This window comes from Photobacterium sp. (assembly GCF_033720175.1).
Lineage (GTDB): Bacteria > Pseudomonadota > Gammaproteobacteria > Enterobacterales > Vibrionaceae > Photobacterium.
In genome coordinates this window covers 158,980-177,147 of record NZ_JAWWDA010000003.1, presented here as the reverse complement: position 1 = coordinate 177,147, position 18,168 = coordinate 158,980, and the positions used below count along the sequence as shown (strand labels likewise).

General features: G+C 43.6%; 17 protein-coding genes. 8 read left to right on the top strand and 9 right to left on the bottom strand.

Features of this window, described 5'->3' with window-relative positions:
- The 4 genes from R3289_RS05190 to R3289_RS05175 form a co-directional block, all read right to left on the bottom strand.
- Nucleotides 1-738 carry a tRNA-uridine aminocarboxypropyltransferase gene (locus R3289_RS05190; protein WP_318924427.1) on the bottom strand — a complete coding sequence of 246 codons (738 nt, stop codon included), beginning with the start codon at nt 736-738 and terminating at the stop codon, nt 1-3.
- A 254-nt stretch (nt 739-992) separates the two neighbouring features.
- Complete coding sequence (locus R3289_RS05185) at nt 993-1,337, bottom strand: DUF3802 family protein (protein ID WP_318924426.1); 345 nt, start codon at nt 1,335-1,337, stop codon at nt 993-995.
- Nucleotides 1,338-1,422: 85 nt separating this feature from the next.
- The gene (locus R3289_RS05180; RefSeq protein ID WP_318924425.1) at nt 1,423-2,403 is read right to left on the bottom strand and encodes a diguanylate cyclase; all 981 of its coding nucleotides are present in this window, start codon (nt 2,401-2,403) and stop codon (nt 1,423-1,425) included.
- Nucleotides 2,400-3,332, bottom strand: coding sequence for a response regulator (locus R3289_RS05175; protein WP_413466676.1), 933 nt, complete (start codon nt 3,330-3,332; stop codon nt 2,400-2,402). The genes R3289_RS05180 and R3289_RS05175 overlap by 4 nt, the downstream gene beginning before the upstream one ends.
- A gap of 418 nt (nt 3,333-3,750) precedes the next feature.
- Here R3289_RS05175 and R3289_RS05170 point away from each other — a divergent pair, with 418 nt between their 5' ends.
- From R3289_RS05170 to R3289_RS05155, 4 genes are all read left to right on the top strand, one after another.
- Entirely contained in the window at nt 3,751-4,110 is a 360-nt protein-coding gene (locus R3289_RS05170; protein ID WP_318924424.1) for a glutathione S-transferase N-terminal domain-containing protein, read from the top strand.
- Between the two features lie 179 nt (nt 4,111-4,289).
- Nucleotides 4,290-4,970 carry a DUF3334 family protein gene (locus tag R3289_RS05165; protein WP_318924423.1) on the top strand — a complete coding sequence of 227 codons (681 nt, stop codon included), beginning with the start codon at nt 4,290-4,292 and terminating at the stop codon, nt 4,968-4,970.
- Nucleotides 4,971-5,092: 122 nt separating this feature from the next.
- The gene (locus R3289_RS05160; RefSeq protein ID WP_318924422.1) at nt 5,093-6,199 is read left to right on the top strand and encodes a ParB/Srx family N-terminal domain-containing protein; all 1,107 of its coding nucleotides are present in this window, start codon (nt 5,093-5,095) and stop codon (nt 6,197-6,199) included.
- Between the two features lie 90 nt (nt 6,200-6,289).
- Entirely contained in the window at nt 6,290-6,661 is a 372-nt protein-coding gene (locus R3289_RS05155) for a hypothetical protein (protein ID WP_318924421.1), read from the top strand.
- A gap of 98 nt (nt 6,662-6,759) precedes the next feature.
- Here the strand turns inward: R3289_RS05155 and R3289_RS05150 are convergent, their stop codons facing one another.
- Complete coding sequence (locus tag R3289_RS05150; RefSeq protein WP_318924420.1) at nt 6,760-6,948, bottom strand: hypothetical protein; 189 nt, start codon at nt 6,946-6,948, stop codon at nt 6,760-6,762.
- Nucleotides 6,949-7,337: 389 nt separating this feature from the next.
- Here R3289_RS05150 and R3289_RS05145 point away from each other — a divergent pair, with 389 nt between their 5' ends.
- Entirely contained in the window at nt 7,338-8,534 is a 1,197-nt protein-coding gene (locus tag R3289_RS05145) for a hypothetical protein (protein WP_318924419.1), read from the top strand.
- A 278-nt stretch (nt 8,535-8,812) separates the two neighbouring features.
- Entirely contained in the window at nt 8,813-9,496 is a 684-nt protein-coding gene (locus R3289_RS05140; RefSeq protein ID WP_318924418.1) for a pseudouridine synthase, read from the top strand.
- 128 nt (nt 9,497-9,624) lie between these two features.
- Here R3289_RS05140 and R3289_RS05135 read toward each other — a convergent pair whose 3' ends face one another.
- The 4 genes from R3289_RS05135 to R3289_RS05120 form a co-directional block, all read right to left on the bottom strand.
- Nucleotides 9,625-10,080, bottom strand: coding sequence for a YaiI/YqxD family protein (locus R3289_RS05135; RefSeq protein ID WP_107282706.1), 456 nt, complete (start codon nt 10,078-10,080; stop codon nt 9,625-9,627).
- 163 nt (nt 10,081-10,243) lie between these two features.
- Nucleotides 10,244-11,839 carry an ABC-F family ATPase gene (locus R3289_RS05130; RefSeq protein WP_318924417.1) on the bottom strand — a complete coding sequence of 532 codons (1,596 nt, stop codon included), beginning with the start codon at nt 11,837-11,839 and terminating at the stop codon, nt 10,244-10,246.
- Nucleotides 11,840-12,607: 768 nt separating this feature from the next.
- On the bottom strand, nt 12,608-13,639 hold the full coding sequence (gene tdh, locus R3289_RS05125; protein ID WP_318924416.1) for an L-threonine 3-dehydrogenase: 1,032 nt from the start codon (nt 13,637-13,639) through the stop codon (nt 12,608-12,610).
- On the bottom strand, nt 13,639-14,853 hold the full coding sequence (locus R3289_RS05120) for a glycine C-acetyltransferase (protein WP_318924415.1): 1,215 nt from the start codon (nt 14,851-14,853) through the stop codon (nt 13,639-13,641). The genes tdh and R3289_RS05120 overlap by 1 nt, the downstream gene beginning before the upstream one ends.
- A gap of 228 nt (nt 14,854-15,081) precedes the next feature.
- On the opposite strand from R3289_RS05120, the gene R3289_RS05115 reads away from it, so the two are divergent.
- Entirely contained in the window at nt 15,082-15,993 is a 912-nt protein-coding gene (locus R3289_RS05115; RefSeq protein WP_318924414.1) for a LysR family transcriptional regulator, read from the top strand.
- A 265-nt stretch (nt 15,994-16,258) separates the two neighbouring features.
- On the top strand, nt 16,259-18,139 hold the full coding sequence (gene malZ, locus R3289_RS05110) for a maltodextrin glucosidase (RefSeq protein ID WP_318924413.1): 1,881 nt from the start codon (nt 16,259-16,261) through the stop codon (nt 18,137-18,139).
- Nucleotides 18,140-18,168: the final 29 nt, after the last annotated feature.

Genomic DNA, 18,168 nt, shown 5'->3' with positions numbered 1-18,168 from the left:
TCACGCCGCGGGGGATTCAAGGTTTGTTACCAACTTATTTTTCAGCATGCTAATTGCTGAGTCATCGGGCAATAGTCGGTTCATTTTACCTGTCATGTAGTTTTCACGGAACACATCAAACCATAGATCAAGGATTTCCGCATTATCGCTTTCACCAAACAAGTCAATGATGCGGGCTGCAACCTCAGCCGTACCCAGCTGATTCTCTTTTGACGCTTCTCTTACCTTGTAGCGAGAAGGTTTTTCCGGATTAATCGACAGCACCGGAAATCGATCCAGATACGGACTTTTACGAAACATTTTCTTTGCCTCGGCCCAGCTGCCATCAAGCATGATAAATAACGGACGTTTGTTCTTGTCCAGATCAATGTGCGTTGCTACTCGCTCAGGTGTGGCATATTCCGCCGGAAAAACCACATAAGGTTGCCACTGCGGATCATTGAGCAGCGCTAACATTGCCTGATTAGGCTCAGTACGAGACCAAATATAAGCAAACGTATCTTCAAACAGATCCGCAATGAGTCGTCCGGTATTACTCGGTTTTAGGATCTCGTCATCAAACATCACCAACAAAAATGCCGCATCAGATGACACTGCTGGTTTTTCACTACAGATGCAGAGATGGGTACGTAGCATACAAAGGCGGCAACGCTCTACTTTGCAGCCTCGTGCTCGAAATGGTCGGGTTGAACGAGCCAGTCGTTCTTCATATAAATCATGTACAGCGTGAATGCGCATAGCGGCTCATTATCTAAAACAAAACGCCTGCATTTTACTGGCGCGTGATTTTGTTGCAATCAAAAGTCACATTCTGTAAGAAAATAATACGACATAAATATCCCCATGCGACTGCAAGATGCATCACTCCCAAAAGCCGGGTTTTGAGGCGCTTGGGCATAATAGCCATCATATTTATCAGAACTATTTCCAAACGACAGCAACAAAAAAGACGACCTAAGCCGTCTGTATCACTGATATTAAGTTCCGATAAATTAGTCGTGCAGACCGATGGCACTATCAAACAGGTTTTTCACCAAACCAATATAGTCTTCTAAGAAGGCAATCTGTTCGTTCGTCGGACATCGACGCCATGCGCCGGCTAATACTTCACTCAGATCGTCCACCACCGCATCCGCTTCTCGCATCAGCATAAAGCGAAAGTCGGATTCTAAGTCAGGGTTTTGAGCAAACACGGCCATTAAATTTGTTGCAATCATATCGGTCACAACATCTTCAACGGTATCTGCAGATACATCAGAACTCACCCTCTCAAACAGCGAAAGGTGCTCAGTAAAATACTCAATCAGCGCGTGATAACCTTCAGATTCAACAACCATAATGATTCGTTCATAATTATTATAATTTTATCAATTGTAAGGCTAATGATTAGAATTACAATGCCTTAATGCACGGAATTTGCGATTAGGCGGTATCTTTTTTTTGATTGGAAATCGGCTCATAGAGCGTGGTTTGATTACGTCCAGACTGCTTCGACTGATATAACGCCTGATCGGCTTGTTCCAGCCACTCTTCATAACTACCCAGGTCAGGGTACCACTCGCACACACCTAAGCTGATCGTTACGTTAATACTTCTTACGTCAACCGAAACCCTGGCTTGTTCAACCCGCTGACGAAGACGTTCGGTAAAGTACAGTCCCATCTCTGCCGTCGTGCCAGGCAAGATGATCCCAAACTCTTCACCGCCATAACGCCCTGAGATATCACTCTGGCGTTTCGTTCTTCTCAATATACTGGATATGATACGAATAACACCGTCGCCCGCGATATGGCCGTAGGTATCATTAACTCTTTTAAAATGGTCAATATCAAGCATCACCAAGGTCGATGGGATCTGGGTCTGGCAACAACGCTCGAACTCCTCGGCAAGGCAGCCTTCCCAATGCCCACGGTTAAACAGTTGAGTAAGGCGATCTGTCATACTCAAATGGGTCAATTGCTTATTTGATTCACGAAGATGGGTTTTATTTTTAGCAATATCAGATACATCGGTTACCGCCAGACAAATATGGGACATGTCTCCGCTGAGTGACTTCAGTGGGGTAAGTGTCATGTTTTGATACATGATCTCAGAACCACCGGATACCGGGCTGAAGTTAGAAAAGTTGAAAATTGACGGTCGATCTTCCCATGATGTAAATGAGCGCATTCTGAGCTTGAACGTCGATTCAATCTTGTTTTTCAGCCACTCTTCGGGTAAGTCGTTCACCGTATCAAAAAGATTCTGTCCCATAATACGTTCAGAGGATATGCCACTATAAGCCTGCATAAACGTGTTCCACGCTAATACCGTGTAGTTTTTGTCTAAAATAACCACCCCTGCATCAATATTATCCATCACCTGCATGGTAAGGTGAAAATCTGCTAACGTGATTTGATTCAATGTAATGTATCCATAATTTTGATTATGACTTGGGTTGAGCCACTATCCATTAAAAACAACACATCACATTCGAGATCTAACGATTCAGCGTGATAGGTATACTCTACGGTGAAGAGATCAGAAGTGACATTATCAGTTTTATTCCATACCATATATTCTTCGAGAACAATAGGTTGGCGAACTGAAAAGGGGATATTCATTTGCTCAGAAAGTGCAACAAGAAACGATGACACCATTAAATTTGCTATATCGATTACAATTTCATTCTTGTGCTCATCCATCTGACTAAAACCTAAACGTTCACCAAAAACGCCTATGTCTTTACCTCGTAAACTCACCAGCGCTTCACCGTGAATCCCCCCTCCAACAAAGCGCTGTGCAATCGCAATCGAATTACCGTTGTTCTTTATATCCGTAATCGCCATTGCCAACTCCCCTGCCCCCATATGGGCAACATTGGGTAATGGCATCTTAATAAATTCCCCTAAGTGATCCGAAATGATCGCGGCTCCGCGCCCTAAAGCCACGTTAGCAACTTCTTTAAAGATACTTATATAATCAAGATGTTTCTCGGAAAAATGTACGGGTAGAGCCGCCGAACGGGCTGTAATGCCAAGTTCTTCAAGTAACCTTGTGAATTGTTCAGGGGCAAACGGTTTTGCCAAGAAATGATCAGCGCCAAGTTCGATACAACGATCAATCGCCTGTTTTTGCACATCCGCGGATAAGATTATAATTTTCGTATCATAATCACGGACAGGCAGTGATCTCAGTACTTCAAATCCGTCCATTACTGGCATCGTCAGATCTAAAAACATCACATCAATATTATGCTGACTCAAACACTCAAGCCCCGCCTTACCGTCTTCGGCATAATGCAGGTTCAATCCGTCGTCTTCAGGTAACCAACGTAAAATTGCTTTGTGCACTAATGCTGAGTCATCACAGATGAGTATATTCTTTGTAATTATCACTAGCCGAGTGCGCCTCTGGGGATCAGATCGTAAAGCTCTTATAATAATCGATTGCACTATCATTCATAACCACTACGTATGAAAATTATTGAATAAGTGACGTGGGTCTGCTTTTCCTGCTCTCGGTATTATGAATTTTTTAAATCCATGATGAAACATGATGTTTTTCATTCACTTTGAAATATCTATATCCATCAATTCAGTAAAAGCACTGCTTCAATACATCGCACCAGTACCTGTAAACCGAAGAACGCAGCATATTACTTCATCGTTATAAAACAATAAGAATCGATGTGAAATTGCGGTTATCAAGCTTAAGCAGATGTAATACACTCTGCTTGCTCATACATAATAATTAATAGGAAAACCCTTAATGAAAGTCATCCGCTGGTCCTTAGGACGCCTGATCTTACTTTTGAATTTTATTTTTTCTCCAACATCCATGAAGCGGAAAAATGAAGAACAAGAAACCGTCAACCAAGCCGTATCAAAGCTTAAGTTATACCAATTTGCGGCTTGCCCGTTTTGCGTAAAAGTCCGTCGAACAGCGAAACGTCTGAATCTGCCATTGGAAGCTCGTGACGCAAAAGTTTCGCCATGGGAGCAAGAACTGCTTAACGAGGGTGGTAAACGTAAAGTACCTTGCCTGCGTATTGAAAAAGCAAACGGTGATGTCCAGTGGATGTATGAATCCAATGACATCATTACATATTTAGAAAATCGCTTTGCCTAGCGCTCATCAGATCACGTCTGATAAGTAAGACGCAAACATTAAATCAGTGAGCCATATCTACTACTGAAATTTATAGCGGTGCAATTTATGGTTTTTAGTGACACACTATTTTTAACTCTATAACTTGCTGGTTTTACGCCAACAATTACGTTAGCTGTACGGCTGACACAGGACAATGAATGAAACGAACCAAAACCATCACTACAGACGATATCCTGCTAAAACTTTGCCAGTCTTTTTCAAAGGTGTTATCAAAAGCAACCGATAGCAACATTAACTATTCTGCTATGGTTCAAAAAATCAACAAAACCAGCCTGAAACCTGATATTGGCTGTTTTGTACTCTTTGATGGCGGTTTCACAGGCCTTGTTGTGAGTAACTTTTCTCAACAGGCTGCGCTGGAGCTTTACAGAGAATACATGTTGAAGATGGGGATCTCAGAAGAAGAATTAGCAATCCACCATACTTCTGATGAAGTTGCTGATGTGCTTGGTGAATTAATGAACCAGATTGTCGGCGACTTCACCAGCAAGATACGCCGTGAATTGAACATTTCGATTTCTCAAAATCAACCAAAAATGCTGGCTTTAAATAAGCAAATACTTTTATCGGTTGATACTAACTTAGATCGTCCGCAGGCACGACGCGTCAGTTTTACCACTGAAAAGAACAATATCTTCTATCTCGAACTGGCTATGGATAAAACTGAATTTATTCAACTTGAAGAATTTGAACAACATAGTGAAGTCGATCCGGATACGATTTTCGATAATGCAAAAAAAGACCAACAATACATCGCAGCGCCATCTTCATCTACTCAAGAAGTGGATTTAGACCTGATGGATGAACTGGGTATTTAATTCATCGTTAAGAGACACTTGATGTGTCTCTTTTTTTTCCTGCCATACACTCTTTAATACTCAAAATAAGATTCGTTTTGCTAGACTGTATTGAATCCCCATGCTTTCAATAGGTATGATCCATGCAGAGACCACGTGACAAACCCAAACTGAGTTCGCAACTATTCTCTGCTATTGCACCGTTTCTGACAATCATTCTTCCTTCTGTATTCATCTCACCTTCTGCAATGGCAGAGAAAATCACGTATGCCGAACTTAAACCTGGCGATGTCATCACGGTTAGTCTTGATCAGCTTCTTCCAACCCAATCTGTACTCGCCTATGACAATGAATATTCAAACCTGGGTCGTTATGCCGAAAACCTTAAATTTATGTATGACGATCTTTGCCGTCTCAATGGTGCGAAAGGTATAGAAAAATGGACTGAAGATTCACTCCCCACCGATATAGCATCATATCAATGTATTGATAAACCAGGCGAGCACATTGATGACCTGTCAACCGTCGTTGTTGGCCCTGAAAAAGGAGTGCTCTATCTAACAAACAACCACCATATTTTATCAACTTTTTGGGATATGCCTAATGGTGGTACCAGCGTGCCTGTAACACTTAAAGTCGAATATAACCTGCTAGCGTCAGGTGATGACTTCTGGCCCGAAATGCTTCACGATAAAGCGGTCTGGCTCTATGACAGTAAAGGCGAAAAAATCAAACCCAAAAGCCTGCCTGGATATCTGGGAACCAAACAGTTGAAACATGATCCGTTCCTTTCTTTAGTCTATTTTCTCAAAGGTATTAGCTATGAAACACCTAAGAAAACGAAAAAAAACAAGCTAAACAATGAGCCCTCTTTTCTTGAACTCTACTGGTCTCAAATTTTACGTCAAAAAATGAATATATCTGAATACGACCTCAATGTTCCTGAACAATATGCGATAGCATTGACGGAAGCCGCGACAATAATGGTTGATTTAGACTCTGACACTATTATCGGAAAATCAAATAAAACAGCTAAAGAAATGGGACAGTTAAGCCAAGTCAACGCCAGAGCACTCGACGCTTTGCTGACTGACAGTAAATCCAAGTGGCATTACGCGATGGCCTATCGGCTCGAAAAAAAAGAAAAGTCGACCCCGAAAAGCTTATTGGACGATAAAAAAGAGTCAGCAGAAGAAAGCGCCAAAGAAAAAGATAAAACTGCGCCAGAAGAGAAAGAGGTTAAGAAGTGACGCTCGATATTTCAGCAATCATTGAGTATTAGCGTATATCGTCAATCCTTTCATTCCGTTGTTTCAGTGTTGCAAAGTGGAATATTACCAATGAACTACGTGATTCTACTCTTTGGTATTTTGATCCTATTTTCTGGTTTACTCATTATAATTAAACCTGCTTATATTTTTGACTTCATTCGTAGCCATTCAGAATCAGTTAGTCTCCATATTTTTGCGGTTATAATCAGACTGATTTTGGGTGTGGCACTCTTAACATATGCCGCTGAATCAAAATATCCTTTTATCTTAGAGATCATCGGGTGGCTTTCAGTCAGTGCAGCTATCATATTTGCAGCAATCGGCCGCTCTCGATTCACACGCTTAATCACATGGGTACTCAGCTTTACATTGCCCTTTTCTCGGTTAGGTGGGATCGTTGCAGCCTTTTTCGGATGCTTTCTTATTTATGCAGTCATTTAAATACTGAGGCTCTGTTACCGGAGAGGTGACACTTGTCGATGTCTGTAGACACTGATTAAAGATCAACTGCAATAATGCAGCTGATCTTTATTGCCAATTTAGTTCATCAATTCACCGAGGCCTACTTGTGGCGTGCCATCATCTGTATAACTGAGTTCGCACTTTACTATCTCCCCAAGAGTCTCAACGTGCGTATAATCGTCATTTGCGAATTTGATTGCCGCAGCAGGGCTTAGCCAATCACCATAACCACACAAGTCCACCCAACTTATCTTCATAACTTTCATGATAATTAATCCTTTCCGGAAGGTTCAACTAATACGGTAACGCCAATTGGCATGTTGTCACGTCGAGATGACAACTATCTCATATTATTGAGAGATATAGATCTGTTCGTATGACTTCTCAAAATTACTAACAGGTAATATTGTGTAACGGATCAATATTACGTTCAAAATAGGCAACTGATTACCAGCCCAAAACCTGACAACGAAGACTTAGTCTAAGCTGCCTTTAATTCTGCCCATGTGCGTCTGTTAAAAATCAACTACGAGTAAATATGATCTCGTTAACAGTTACATTTACTTATAAAAAAGGGCTTGCACTGGGCAAGTAATCAACATCAGAATCAATGCATTCACGCGCATATATTTAGTTGATGTATAAGGAATATACAATGAAGTGGTTTGTTCGAATTGGTGTTGGTCTGATCGGCTTGTTGGTGCTGTTAGTAGGAGTGGTGCTGGTACTACCGGCTCCGGAAATACCGAAACCGGATGGCGCCCACAAGGTTGGTATCACTGAGTTTGAAGTCACCGAAGGTGATCAGTTTGTTCATGTCACGGCCTGGTATCCGGCTAACGCAAGTGCGGATGGTGAACGATTACCTTATATGCCAGCCTACCTAGCCGAAGCATTAGGCGCACAACAGGGGTTCCCGGGCGAGCTGATGACGGATGAGCGTCCGACAGAATCTATCATTAATGCTCAAGTGCTTGCAGGAACGCACCCAGTTGTGATTTTCAATCACGGCTATGGCTCCTTTGCTCAACAGAACTTGACCAATATGGAGCAGCTTGCAAGTCATGGCTTTATCATACTGGCATTAGGCCATCCCGGTCATAGTCTGATTGTTAAACGGATCAACGGTGATTTAGTTCCTCAGCAGAGCAGTGTTGCTATCAGCGCTGACGATTTCAATATCGAAATGGCTAATAAAATTTCGATAAATTACAACCGATTACGTCATAGCCAATCTTTGCCTGAATGGCAGCAACAAATGCAACAGTATGAACAGTCTATTATGAGCAAGGCTGTTAGCAACTTTCAGCCATGGCTGGAGAACAATCAACTGTTACTTGACGCACTGCCAGATATCGCCAATGGTGAACAACAAACACTGTTAACAGGGCACCTTGATCTCGACCAACTGGCTGCGCTGGGTCACTCGTTCGGTGGTTCCATAACTTCACACTTAGCAATGAACGACGAGCGGGTTAAAGCAGGTTTCAACCTAGATGGAAATCACTTCTCCTTTTCGGTCAATCCCAACAGCAGCGCACCAGTATGCTTTGCCTATTCCACCGAAAATCAGCTAGAAGGCATTAATAATGATTATTCATGGGCTAATCAGCAGGTGGCAAAGGCAAATTCAGGGGGAGGCTGTGAGGCGGTATTCACAGGGGCCGGTCACATGAATTTCAGTGTACTGAACCACATTCCACCACTGAAATACGCAGGTATTCTTGGCAGCATTGATTCGGAAGTTATGCATAACGCAAGCAATGCATTGCTTGTACAGTTTTTTCATCAGCATCTGAGAGAAGGCCAGCCACTGCTTGCGCCCGAAGGTGTTGAGCTACGGCTGTACTAAAAAAGCACATATAATACCAATTCCATTAATTATCTAACGATTCAGAACACCACTGGGAGTCAAGTTCAAGGATAGCGATTGATAGAAGAGTGGTTCTCTTTTGAAATCGCTGCCCCGCCACTTTAGCGTCAGCCGTAAAAACCTCAAATTACCACTAATGATTATGGCTAATTCAAAGGTCTAAATGAGTACTCAGCTCTCTGTTAGTTTTTTGTATTGATAATTACTGATGAGCAAGGATAATAACATTCCTCTTCATATTGCTAATGATGTCTGTAATGCGCCTTGATCGATTTATTTGTAAAAGTACCAAGTTAACCAGAGCTGAAGCAACGCAAGAAATCAATGCCGGGAATGTAGTTGTAAATGACAATGTGATTGAATGCGGAACTACTCAAGTTCATGAAAATAATACCATTACGCTTCATGGGGAAAAACTGATACCGCGTAGTTCGCGTTACATAATGATGCATAAACCTCTTGATACCATTTGCTCAAACGTTGATGAGGTTTATCCGTCTTTATTCAACTATATTGATATCGAGAACGCATCTGAAATGCATATAGCGGGTCGTTTAGATGCTGATACCACCGGTTTGGTATTGGTCACGGATGATGGCCGTTGGTCGTACAATATCATCACACCGAATAAAAAGTGTGAAAAAGTGTACCGTGTTGGCTTGCGTGACCCTATCGCGGATGATGTTGCTTTTAAATTTCAAAATGGTGTTCAGTTACAGGGTGAAAAGCAACTGACCTCACCGGCGAAATTAACGGTTATTCACCCCAAAGAAGTCCTTTTAACAATAACCGAAGGCAAATATCATCAAGTTAAACGTATGTTTTCAGCAGTTGGCAATCGAGTTGCCTCATTACACCGTGAAAAGATCGGCGACATAAATCTAGATATTGGACTCGGTGAATGGCGTTATTTAACGACCGATGAAATAAAGTCCTTTTAATATCAACTTATTTCGTTTTTATCAACTTAATCAATTGACCTTTATATTTTATCTCATAATCCATATATGCCGCTCGCCTACATTTTTCCAGCGCGCTCTCGAAATTCCAGCTAAATTCACCTTATCGCTTACTGCTTTTTATGGTTTTTCATAACAAACGTATCTAGCTTGTTGGCAAAATTCTGACGATCAGCCTGATTCAACGTCGCAGGGCCACCCGTTTGAATTCCGCTGCTTCGCATGGTTTCCATAAAATCACGCATCTGTAAACGCTGCTTAATCGTGTCTTTGGTGTACATTTCACCGCGAGGGTTTAATGCGTGTACCCCATTGGTGATCAGTTCATCGGCTAAGGGAATATCAGCGGTGATCACCAAGTCCCCTTTTTCAGCTTGTTGCACAATGTGATTATCTGCCACATCAAAGCCTGCCGGAACTTGTGTTGATCGGATATGTGGTGAAGGCGGCACTCGCACATGGTGGTTTGCAACTAATGTCACCATGATCCCTACTCGGTTTGCCACACGAAACAAGATCTCTTTAATCACATTCGGACACGCATCGGCATCAACCCAAATCTGCATCGTATACTCTTTCCTATTTTGTTGTTCATGAGTGAACACCATTTTATACCAATTGGCATAACAGACAAAAAAGCCGCCATTAATTAACGGCGGCTTTTTTAGCTTCTATAGTTTGCCCGTATTTGAAAACTAATCGTGCAAACCAATAGAGCGGACTAATAAATTAGCCAGTAAGACCTTGCTTACGTAGGTACTCTTCGTAAGTACCGTGGAAATCTTCAATACCATCTTTGGTGATTTCAAGGATACGGGTTGCAACCGAAGATACGAACTGACGGTCATGAGAGACAAACATTAATGTACCTTTAAAGTTCTCAAGCGCAAGGTTCAATGCTTCGATAGATTCCATATCCATGTGGTTGGTTGGCTCATCCATCAGAAGGATGTTTGCTTTTTGCATGATTAGCTTACCAAACAACATACGACCCTGCTCACCACCAGAAATCACTTTTACCGACTTCTTGATGTCATTTTGTGAGAACAGCATACGACCAAGGATACCGCGAACAACTTGCTCGTCGTCGCCTTCTTTCTTCCATTGGCCCATCCAGTCAAGAAGTGTCATATCTTGTTCGAAGTCTGCGCTATGGTCCTGAGCATAGAAGCCGATATTGTGGTTTTCAGACCACTTAATCATACCTTCCATTGGTTCCATTGCACCAGCAAGAGTATTAAGGAACGTTGATTTACCGATACCATTCTGACCGATGATTGCGATACGCTCGCCCACTTCAACCATTAGCTTAACGCCATTGATTAGAATGTTCTCGCCGTAACCTTGTTTCAGACCTTCCACTTCCAGTGCATTACGGAAAAGCGGTTTTTCCTGGTCAAAACGAATGAACGGAGTTTGGCGGCTTGAAGCTTTCACTTCGCTCAGCTGGATCTTGTCTAGCTGCTTCTGACGAGAAGTCGCTTGCTTTGCTTTCGATGCGTTAGCAGAGAAACGGCTTACGAACGTCTGAAGTTCAGCCATCTGTGCTTTCTTTTTCGCATTATCAGCATGTAGTTGATCTCGCGACTGCTCTGCTGCGATCATGTATTCATCATAGTTACCAGGGAACAGGCGAAGTTCACCGTAATCCAGATCAGCCATGTGAGTACAAACACTGTTTAAGAAGTGACGGTCGTGCGAGATAATGATCATTGTGCAGTTACGTGCCAACAAGATCTCTTCCAACCAGCTAATTGTGTGAATGTCCAGGTTGTTCGTCGGTTCGTCAAGAAGCATAACTTCTGGGTCCGCGAAAAGAACCTGTGCAAGAAGAACTCGTACTTTAAGACCCGGTGCAACTTCGCTCATTAGGCCGAAGTGCTGCTCTTCAGGAATACCAAGGCCAAGAAGCAATTCACCTGCACGCGCTTCTGCAGAGTAGCCGTCCATTTCTGCGAATTCTGTTTCTAAATCGCCAACACGCATGCCATCTTCATCTGACATTTCAGGTAAAGAATAGATGCGGTCACGTTCTTCTTTAACAGCCCACAGCTCTTTGTGACCCATGATAACGGTATCAACAACAGAGAACTCTTCGTATGCGAACTGGTCCTGGCCCAGTTTAGCCATACGCTCATTTGGATCTAATGAAACAGTACCGCCTGACTGCTCTAATTCGCCGCCAAGGATTTTCATGAATGTTGACTTACCACAGCCATTCGCACCGATTAGACCGTAACGGTTACCGCCGCCGAATTTAACTGAAATATTTTCAAACAATGGCTTATCGCCAAACTGCATTGTAATGTTAGCTGTAGAAATCAAGGTACTGTTCCATAAATTGTTTATGTGTCAAGCATTAAAAAAGCCGACATCATTCGCCAGCTTCTTCAATTTTAATTGCGAGAAAGTATATCAGCTTTCGTGAGCCACATCACTATGAATAATGACTGTTTATCGGTCTTTGTAAATCAAACAATGGCTTACTACATGCCGCACTATGAGGTGGAAAGTATTCGATGTAGGAAGAACTAGCTGTTATTTGGCTGTGGTGATAAATGACAAATTTCAGTGGTGACGTAGATATCTGCATTAGTCTTTTCGGTTCATACCTGATTAGCATGTTTGCCCGCTGTCGACATGATCTGAATTTTTGCTACTCATACTGCAGAATACCCATACACACACGATGCGCTCATGGATGCATATTGGCTTGTTTTGTATTCTTTCTGGATGAATCTCTTTTTATTCGTGATCTGGTAGGCTTGTATGCAAATCTATGAAAAGTGCCCGTCTTGTAATGAAGATGTTGTATTTAATCAAATACACAGAAATTTGATAGAGAAAGCGTTTCGAAAAGAATACCTTAAATATAAGTGTATGAATTGTTCGGCTGAAATTCTTTCTCACCGCACTCACCGAGACATAAGGCTTCATCGAGATGGAGCCATATGTCTTGATGAGTAAGAGCTCCACGGCAATACATCAAGTGAATGGATTAGCTTTTCTTTTGACAAGAACAAGTCTGTTCAGATAAAGAAAAAGCGAGCCAAAGGCTCGCCAGTTTTTAATTATTCTGTCGATGACTACGACTTATTCCCAATCAAGAATAACTTTGCCAGACATGCCAGAACGCATGATGTCAAAGCCCTGCTGGAAATCATCAATCTTGTAGTGATGCGTGATAATTGGTGTTAAATCCAGACCAGACTGAATCAAGCTTGCCATTTTATACCAGGTTTCAAACATCTCACGACCATAAATGCCTTTGATAATCAAACCTTTAAATATCACCTGATTCCAGTCTACCGCCATGTCTGATGGTGGAATGCCCAGCAGTGCAATTTTACCGCCGTGGTTCATGTTTGTTAACATGCTGTTGAATGCCGATGGTACGCCAGACATTTCTAGCCCCACATCGAAACCTTCGGTCATTCCCAGTTCAGCCATCACATCTTCAAGCTTCTCTTCCGCGACGTTAACCGCACGAGTCACACCCATTTTACGAGCGAGATCCAGACGGTACTCGTTCACATCCGTGATAACAATGTGGCGGGCACCAACGTGCTTAGCGACAGCTGCTGCCATGATACCAATTGGGCCAGCACCGGTAATGAGCACGTCTTCGCCCACTAGATCGAACGACAGCGCCGTATGAACAGCGTTACCAAACGGGTCAAAGATAGATGCCAGATCGTCAGAAATGCTGTCCGGGATCTTAAACGCATTAAATGCCGGAATAACCAGATATTCAGCAAATGCACCTTCACGGTTAACACCCACACCTGTCGTATTACGGCACAGGTGTGTACGACCACCGCGACAGTTACGGCAATGGCCGCATGTAATATGGCCTTCGCCAGATACGCGGTCACCGATAGCAAAACCGCGGACTTCCTGGCCGATGCCGACCACTTCACCGACATACTCATGACCGACAACCATCGGTACCGGTATGGTTTTTTGTGACCATTCATCCCAGTTGTAGATATGGACATCAGTACCGCAAATCGCTGTTTTCTTGATGCGGATAAGTAGATCATTATGGCCCATTTCAGGCTTGTCTACTTCAGTCATCCAGATGCCTTGTTCTGGCTTTAGTTTTGATAGCGCTTTAATTTTCATTATTTGATAATCCCCATCTCTTTGCCCACTTCGATAAACACGTCTATTGCGCGATCTAGTTGCTCAGGTGAATGAGCAGCAGACATTTGAGTACGAATACGCGCCTGACCTTTTGGTACGACAGGGAAAGAGAAACCGACAACGTAGATACCTTTCGCCAGGGCACGTTCTGCAAATTCTGCAGCGACTTTCGCATCACCCAACATAATTGGAATGATTGCATGATCTGCACCAGACAGTGTGAAGCCGGCCTCCGTCATACGGGTACGGAAGTGCGCTGAGTTTTCCCATAGACGCTTACGCAGGTCACCACTTTCAGCAAGCAGATCGATAACACGAATTGATGCAGAAACAATCGCAGGAGCCACTGAATTCGAGAACAAGTACGGACGCGAGCGCTGACGTAACCAATCAATCACTTCTTTCTTGCCAGACGTATAACCGCCCGAAGCACCGCCCATCGCTTTGCCCAATGTGCCTGTAATGATGTCGATGCGATCCATTACATTATGGTGCTCGTGTGTACCTCGGCCATTTTCGCCCATAAAGCCGACTGCGTGTGAATCATCGATCATCACCAGCGCACCGTACTTATCTGCAAGATCACAAATTGCCGGAAGGTTAGCGACAACGCCGTCCATCGAGAAGACACCGTCGGTAACAATCAGTGTATGGCGAACGCCCGCTTCTTTAGTTGCAATCAGTTGCGCTTCAAGCTCTGCCATATTGTTGTTGGCATAACGGAAACGCTTGGCTTTACAAAGGCGAACACCATCGATGATAGAAGCATGGTTTAAGGCGTCAGAGATAATAGCGTCTTCAGGGCCTAAGATTGTTTCGAACAGGCCGGTATTAGCATCAAAACAAGAGGTGTACAGGATCGTGTCTTCAGTACCCAGAAAGGTTGACAGTTTTCGTTCTAGTTCTTTGTGAGAATCCTGAGTACCACAGATGAAACGCACCGATGCCATGCCGAAGCCATGTTCATCCATACCCGCTTTTGCCGCTTTGATCAGTTCAGGGTGATTGGCTAAACCAAGGTAGTTGTTCGCGCAGAAGTTCAGAACTTCTTCACCAGTATCAACACCATCTTTGTTAAGGATAGAAACAGCCGCTTTTTGCGCTGACGTAATGATACGCTCAGACTTGTATAAACCCTCAGCTTTTACGTCTTCAATTTGCTGGTTGATTTGGTCGTAGAATGCAGCAGACATAGTGTTCCTCACATTTATTATATTTTTGGGAAATAGCTATCCAGCGAGTTGCTCTGTTAACGAATGATAGACCACGCTAACAAAGGTGCTTAACGCTCATCAATATGATGATTAGCTAATAAATCGTGCAATTAACGCTTCGTTTAACTTTAAACATTCTAATTCAAGGGCATTACAACTATTATCCCCTCACGTGGAAAATGATTATTGAATCTGAGGCACAAATCCGTGGACACTAACAGACTTATTGCATTAATGCCTGACCTTGCGGTCTTTATCATTGTTGTCGATGAAGGCAGTTATACCGCTGCCGCAAAGAAGCTTGGTGTCACGCCATCTGCGATTAGTAAACAGATTTCACGCCTCGAGCAGTCTCTTTCGGTCAAGTTAATTGAACGCACTACCCGTAAGTTAATGATCAGTGAGTCGGGCACTAAAATATACGAACAGTGCAAAGTCATGACCAATGCTGCTAAGCAGGCCGTTGAAATTGCAAATTTCGAGCATACCATTCCGTCTGGCATGCTTACCGTCGCCGCGCCGAAAGCCTTTCTGAGTATAGTCTTACAACCCTTAGTGACACCTTTCCTGAACCAATACCCCTATATTCAGCTAAAGCTAAAAGCCTCAGATGGTGAGATTGATATCCTTTCTGAAGGTATTGATGTTGTCTTTCGTTTAACAGAACGCCCTTCAGAAGCCTTGGTGAATAAGAAGATAGGTAAAGTCAATCTAGCCTTGTGTGCAAGCCCCGATTACCTTGCTCAACGAGGCGAGCCGCAAGTGCCAACCGATCTGCTTGATCACGATTGTATCTACCTGGGAGAAACCGCCACCGACCATATTTGGGACTTAGTCAAAGACGATCAATTCCATACGGTGAGTGTCACGGGACGCTATGCGGTGAACCACTCCCAGATGCGTTTGAAAGGCGTTAAAGACGGTTTAGGCATTGGTATTTTTCCTGATTTTGTGATCAAAGAGGCACTGGAAAAAGGCACGGTCAAAGAAGTACTGAAAGACTGGACGATCAAAGGCAATTATCAAGGCGATATCGCCCTTCAATTTGCCCAGACTAAGTACATGCCAGCCAGGCTGCGTGCATTTATCGATTATATCTCTGAGCATCTTTCTCAGTAACCGCGGGTAAAGCATCATCCACCCGTGGTAGTGGTTTGGGGATACATGAGCTCAAATCCGCTCAAGGTGTGATTGTGTCCGAGTCGATGCCGTCTTTAGCAGTCAGTTGGCACACTCTCACTTTCAAACAGGCTGACGTCCCTACGCCTGCCACCCTACTCCTTTCTTTTTTTGATCGAGGGTGAGTTTCTTGTCTTCAAAAGTTGCTAAGTTATAGAGGAATCAATTGATCATCCAATAGCTGAAACAGGCAGAGATAATAACAATGAAAACGCCCTTTCTTTACCACGGCCAGGATAACCACTGGCTTGCTCCTACTTCACAAAGCCTGAAATTAACGTTAGTCAGTGAAGCCGGCACCTTGATTTCTGCGATCTTTATTCGCTGCGAGCCTGATAATGAAGAGCAGTTGATCGACATGGAGCGTGGAGAAGTCAAAGGCCGCCTTCAATACTGGCATGGTGATATACCATTAAATCAAGACAGAGCCACGACTCACTACTGCTTCAAAGTAATGCAAAACAGTCGGCAATGGTGGCTCCACGGCTGTGGGTCTTCTCCTCGAATTCCTGGCAGAGAAAGCCATTTCAAATACAACCGTGAAGAACAACCACCAGCATGGGTAAAACAGCAAGTTTTCTATCAGATCTTTCCAGACCGTTTTGCCAACGGTGAACCTGAGATCAGCGTTAAATCGGATGAATACTGTTTACTGGGAGATAAGCGCCCGACCATCGCAAAAAATTGGGGCGATCCGGTATCCGATCACAATGCTGATGGCCCGACTGAGTTTTATGGCGGCGATCTACAAGGGATCCAGAACAACATTGATTACCTCCAGGATCTCGGCGTCACTGCCCTGTATTTGAATCCGATATTTACCGCGCCGAGCAACCATAAATACGATACAACCGATTATCGCAATATTGACCCGCATTTGGGCACTAACGAACAATTTTCGGAGATGGTTAACGACCTTCATAACCGTAAAATGAAAATCGTGCTGGATGCCGTTTATAACCATACCTCGGTCAATCATCCGTGGTTTGATATGTACCAGCACAACACTCAAGCGCAGGGATCTGGAGCCTATAATCATCCGGATTCAGTTTTTCGTCATCATTACCAGTTCAGCGGCGATTCGAATCAATATGTCGGCTGGAATGGCATATCGACACTGCCTAAACTCAATTTTTCAAATCCGGATGTTCAGAATTATATTTACGCCGGAAAAGATGCCGTTATCAAACATTGGCTGAGCCCACCTTACAATATCGATGGCTGGCGGTTTGATGTTATTCACATGCTAGGTGAAGGGGCCGGTGCGGCGAATAACGCCCATTATGTGAAAGCATTCCGCGAGGCCGCCAAATCGGTAAACCCTGAATGTTACGTACTGGGCGAGCACTTCTTTGAGGCGTCAAACTGGCTGCAAGGGGATCAAGAAGATGGTGCCATGAACTACTACGGTTTTGCCCACCCGGTTCGCGCTTTCTTCGCCAAGCAAGATATTGCCTATCACCCTTGCCAGATAGATGCCCCTGAACTGATGGATTGGTTAAACGAGGCACGTACTAAACTGCCCTGGTTAAACCAGCTTGCGCAACTGAATCAGCTCGACAGCCATGACACTATGCGTTTCCTGACGATGCTTGGTGACGATCATGAAACCATGCACCTTGCACTGCTAATGTTGTTTGCTTATGTTGGTACACCCTGCCTGTATTACGGCACGGAGGTTGGTTTGCAAGGCGGTCAGGATCCCGACAACCGCCGATGTTTCCCGTGGGAGCGTACGACAAAGCCTCATTCGACCTTTGCCTACCTTCAACAGTTAATCGGTCTGCGCAGATCCTCTTATGCGTTACAGCAAGGCAGCGTGCAATGGTTGTTGGCAGAGAATCAGCACTTTGCGTTTGCTCGAACATTCAACGACGAAAATATGATTTGTCTGATCAACAACAGTGACAATGCCAAAACCCTGCACTTACCGGTGTGGCAGCTCGGTATTGAATCCGGCTCACTGAAAGACTGCCTGACAGATGATGAGTGGCAGGTAAAAGACGGTTCACTGGCCATCACACTGGCAGGTAAAGAAGGTTTGTTGCTGTCGAGTTCCTGGGGTTCTTGCACTTCTGATTATTGACTTACAATCACAATGGCTGAAATTAACGT

Bases quoted from the DNA above. Each gene is read 5' to 3' on its own strand.
- R3289_RS05170 (WP_318924424.1), top strand. From the start codon at position 3,751: ATGAAAGTCATCCGCTGGTCCTTAGGACGCCTGATCTTACTTTTGAAT.
- R3289_RS05160 (WP_318924422.1), top strand. From the start codon at position 5,093: ATGCAGAGACCACGTGACAAACCCAAACTGAGTTCGCAACTATTCTCT.
- R3289_RS05150 (WP_318924420.1), bottom strand. From the start codon at position 6,948: ATGAAAGTTATGAAGATAAGTTGGGTGGACTTGTGTGGTTATGGTGAT.
- R3289_RS05155 (WP_318924421.1), top strand. From the start codon at position 6,290: ATGAACTACGTGATTCTACTCTTTGGTATTTTGATCCTATTTTCTGGT.
- R3289_RS05145 (WP_318924419.1), top strand. From the start codon at position 7,338: ATGAAGTGGTTTGTTCGAATTGGTGTTGGTCTGATCGGCTTGTTGGTG.
- malZ (WP_318924413.1), top strand. From the start codon at position 16,259: ATGAAAACGCCCTTTCTTTACCACGGCCAGGATAACCACTGGCTTGCT.
- R3289_RS05165 (WP_318924423.1), top strand. From the start codon at position 4,290: ATGAAACGAACCAAAACCATCACTACAGACGATATCCTGCTAAAACTT.
- R3289_RS05120 (WP_318924415.1), bottom strand. From the start codon at position 14,853: ATGTCTGCTGCATTCTACGACCAAATCAACCAGCAAATTGAAGACGTA.
- R3289_RS05190 (WP_318924427.1), bottom strand. From the start codon at position 738: ATGCGCATTCACGCTGTACATGATTTATATGAAGAACGACTGGCTCGT.
- R3289_RS05135 (WP_107282706.1), bottom strand. From the start codon at position 10,080: ATGCAGATTTGGGTTGATGCCGATGCGTGTCCGAATGTGATTAAAGAG.
- R3289_RS05185 (WP_318924426.1), bottom strand. From the start codon at position 1,337: ATGGTTGTTGAATCTGAAGGTTATCACGCGCTGATTGAGTATTTTACT.
- tdh (WP_318924416.1), bottom strand. From the start codon at position 13,639: ATGAAAATTAAAGCGCTATCAAAACTAAAGCCAGAACAAGGCATCTGG.
- R3289_RS05140 (WP_318924418.1), top strand. From the start codon at position 8,813: ATGCGCCTTGATCGATTTATTTGTAAAAGTACCAAGTTAACCAGAGCT.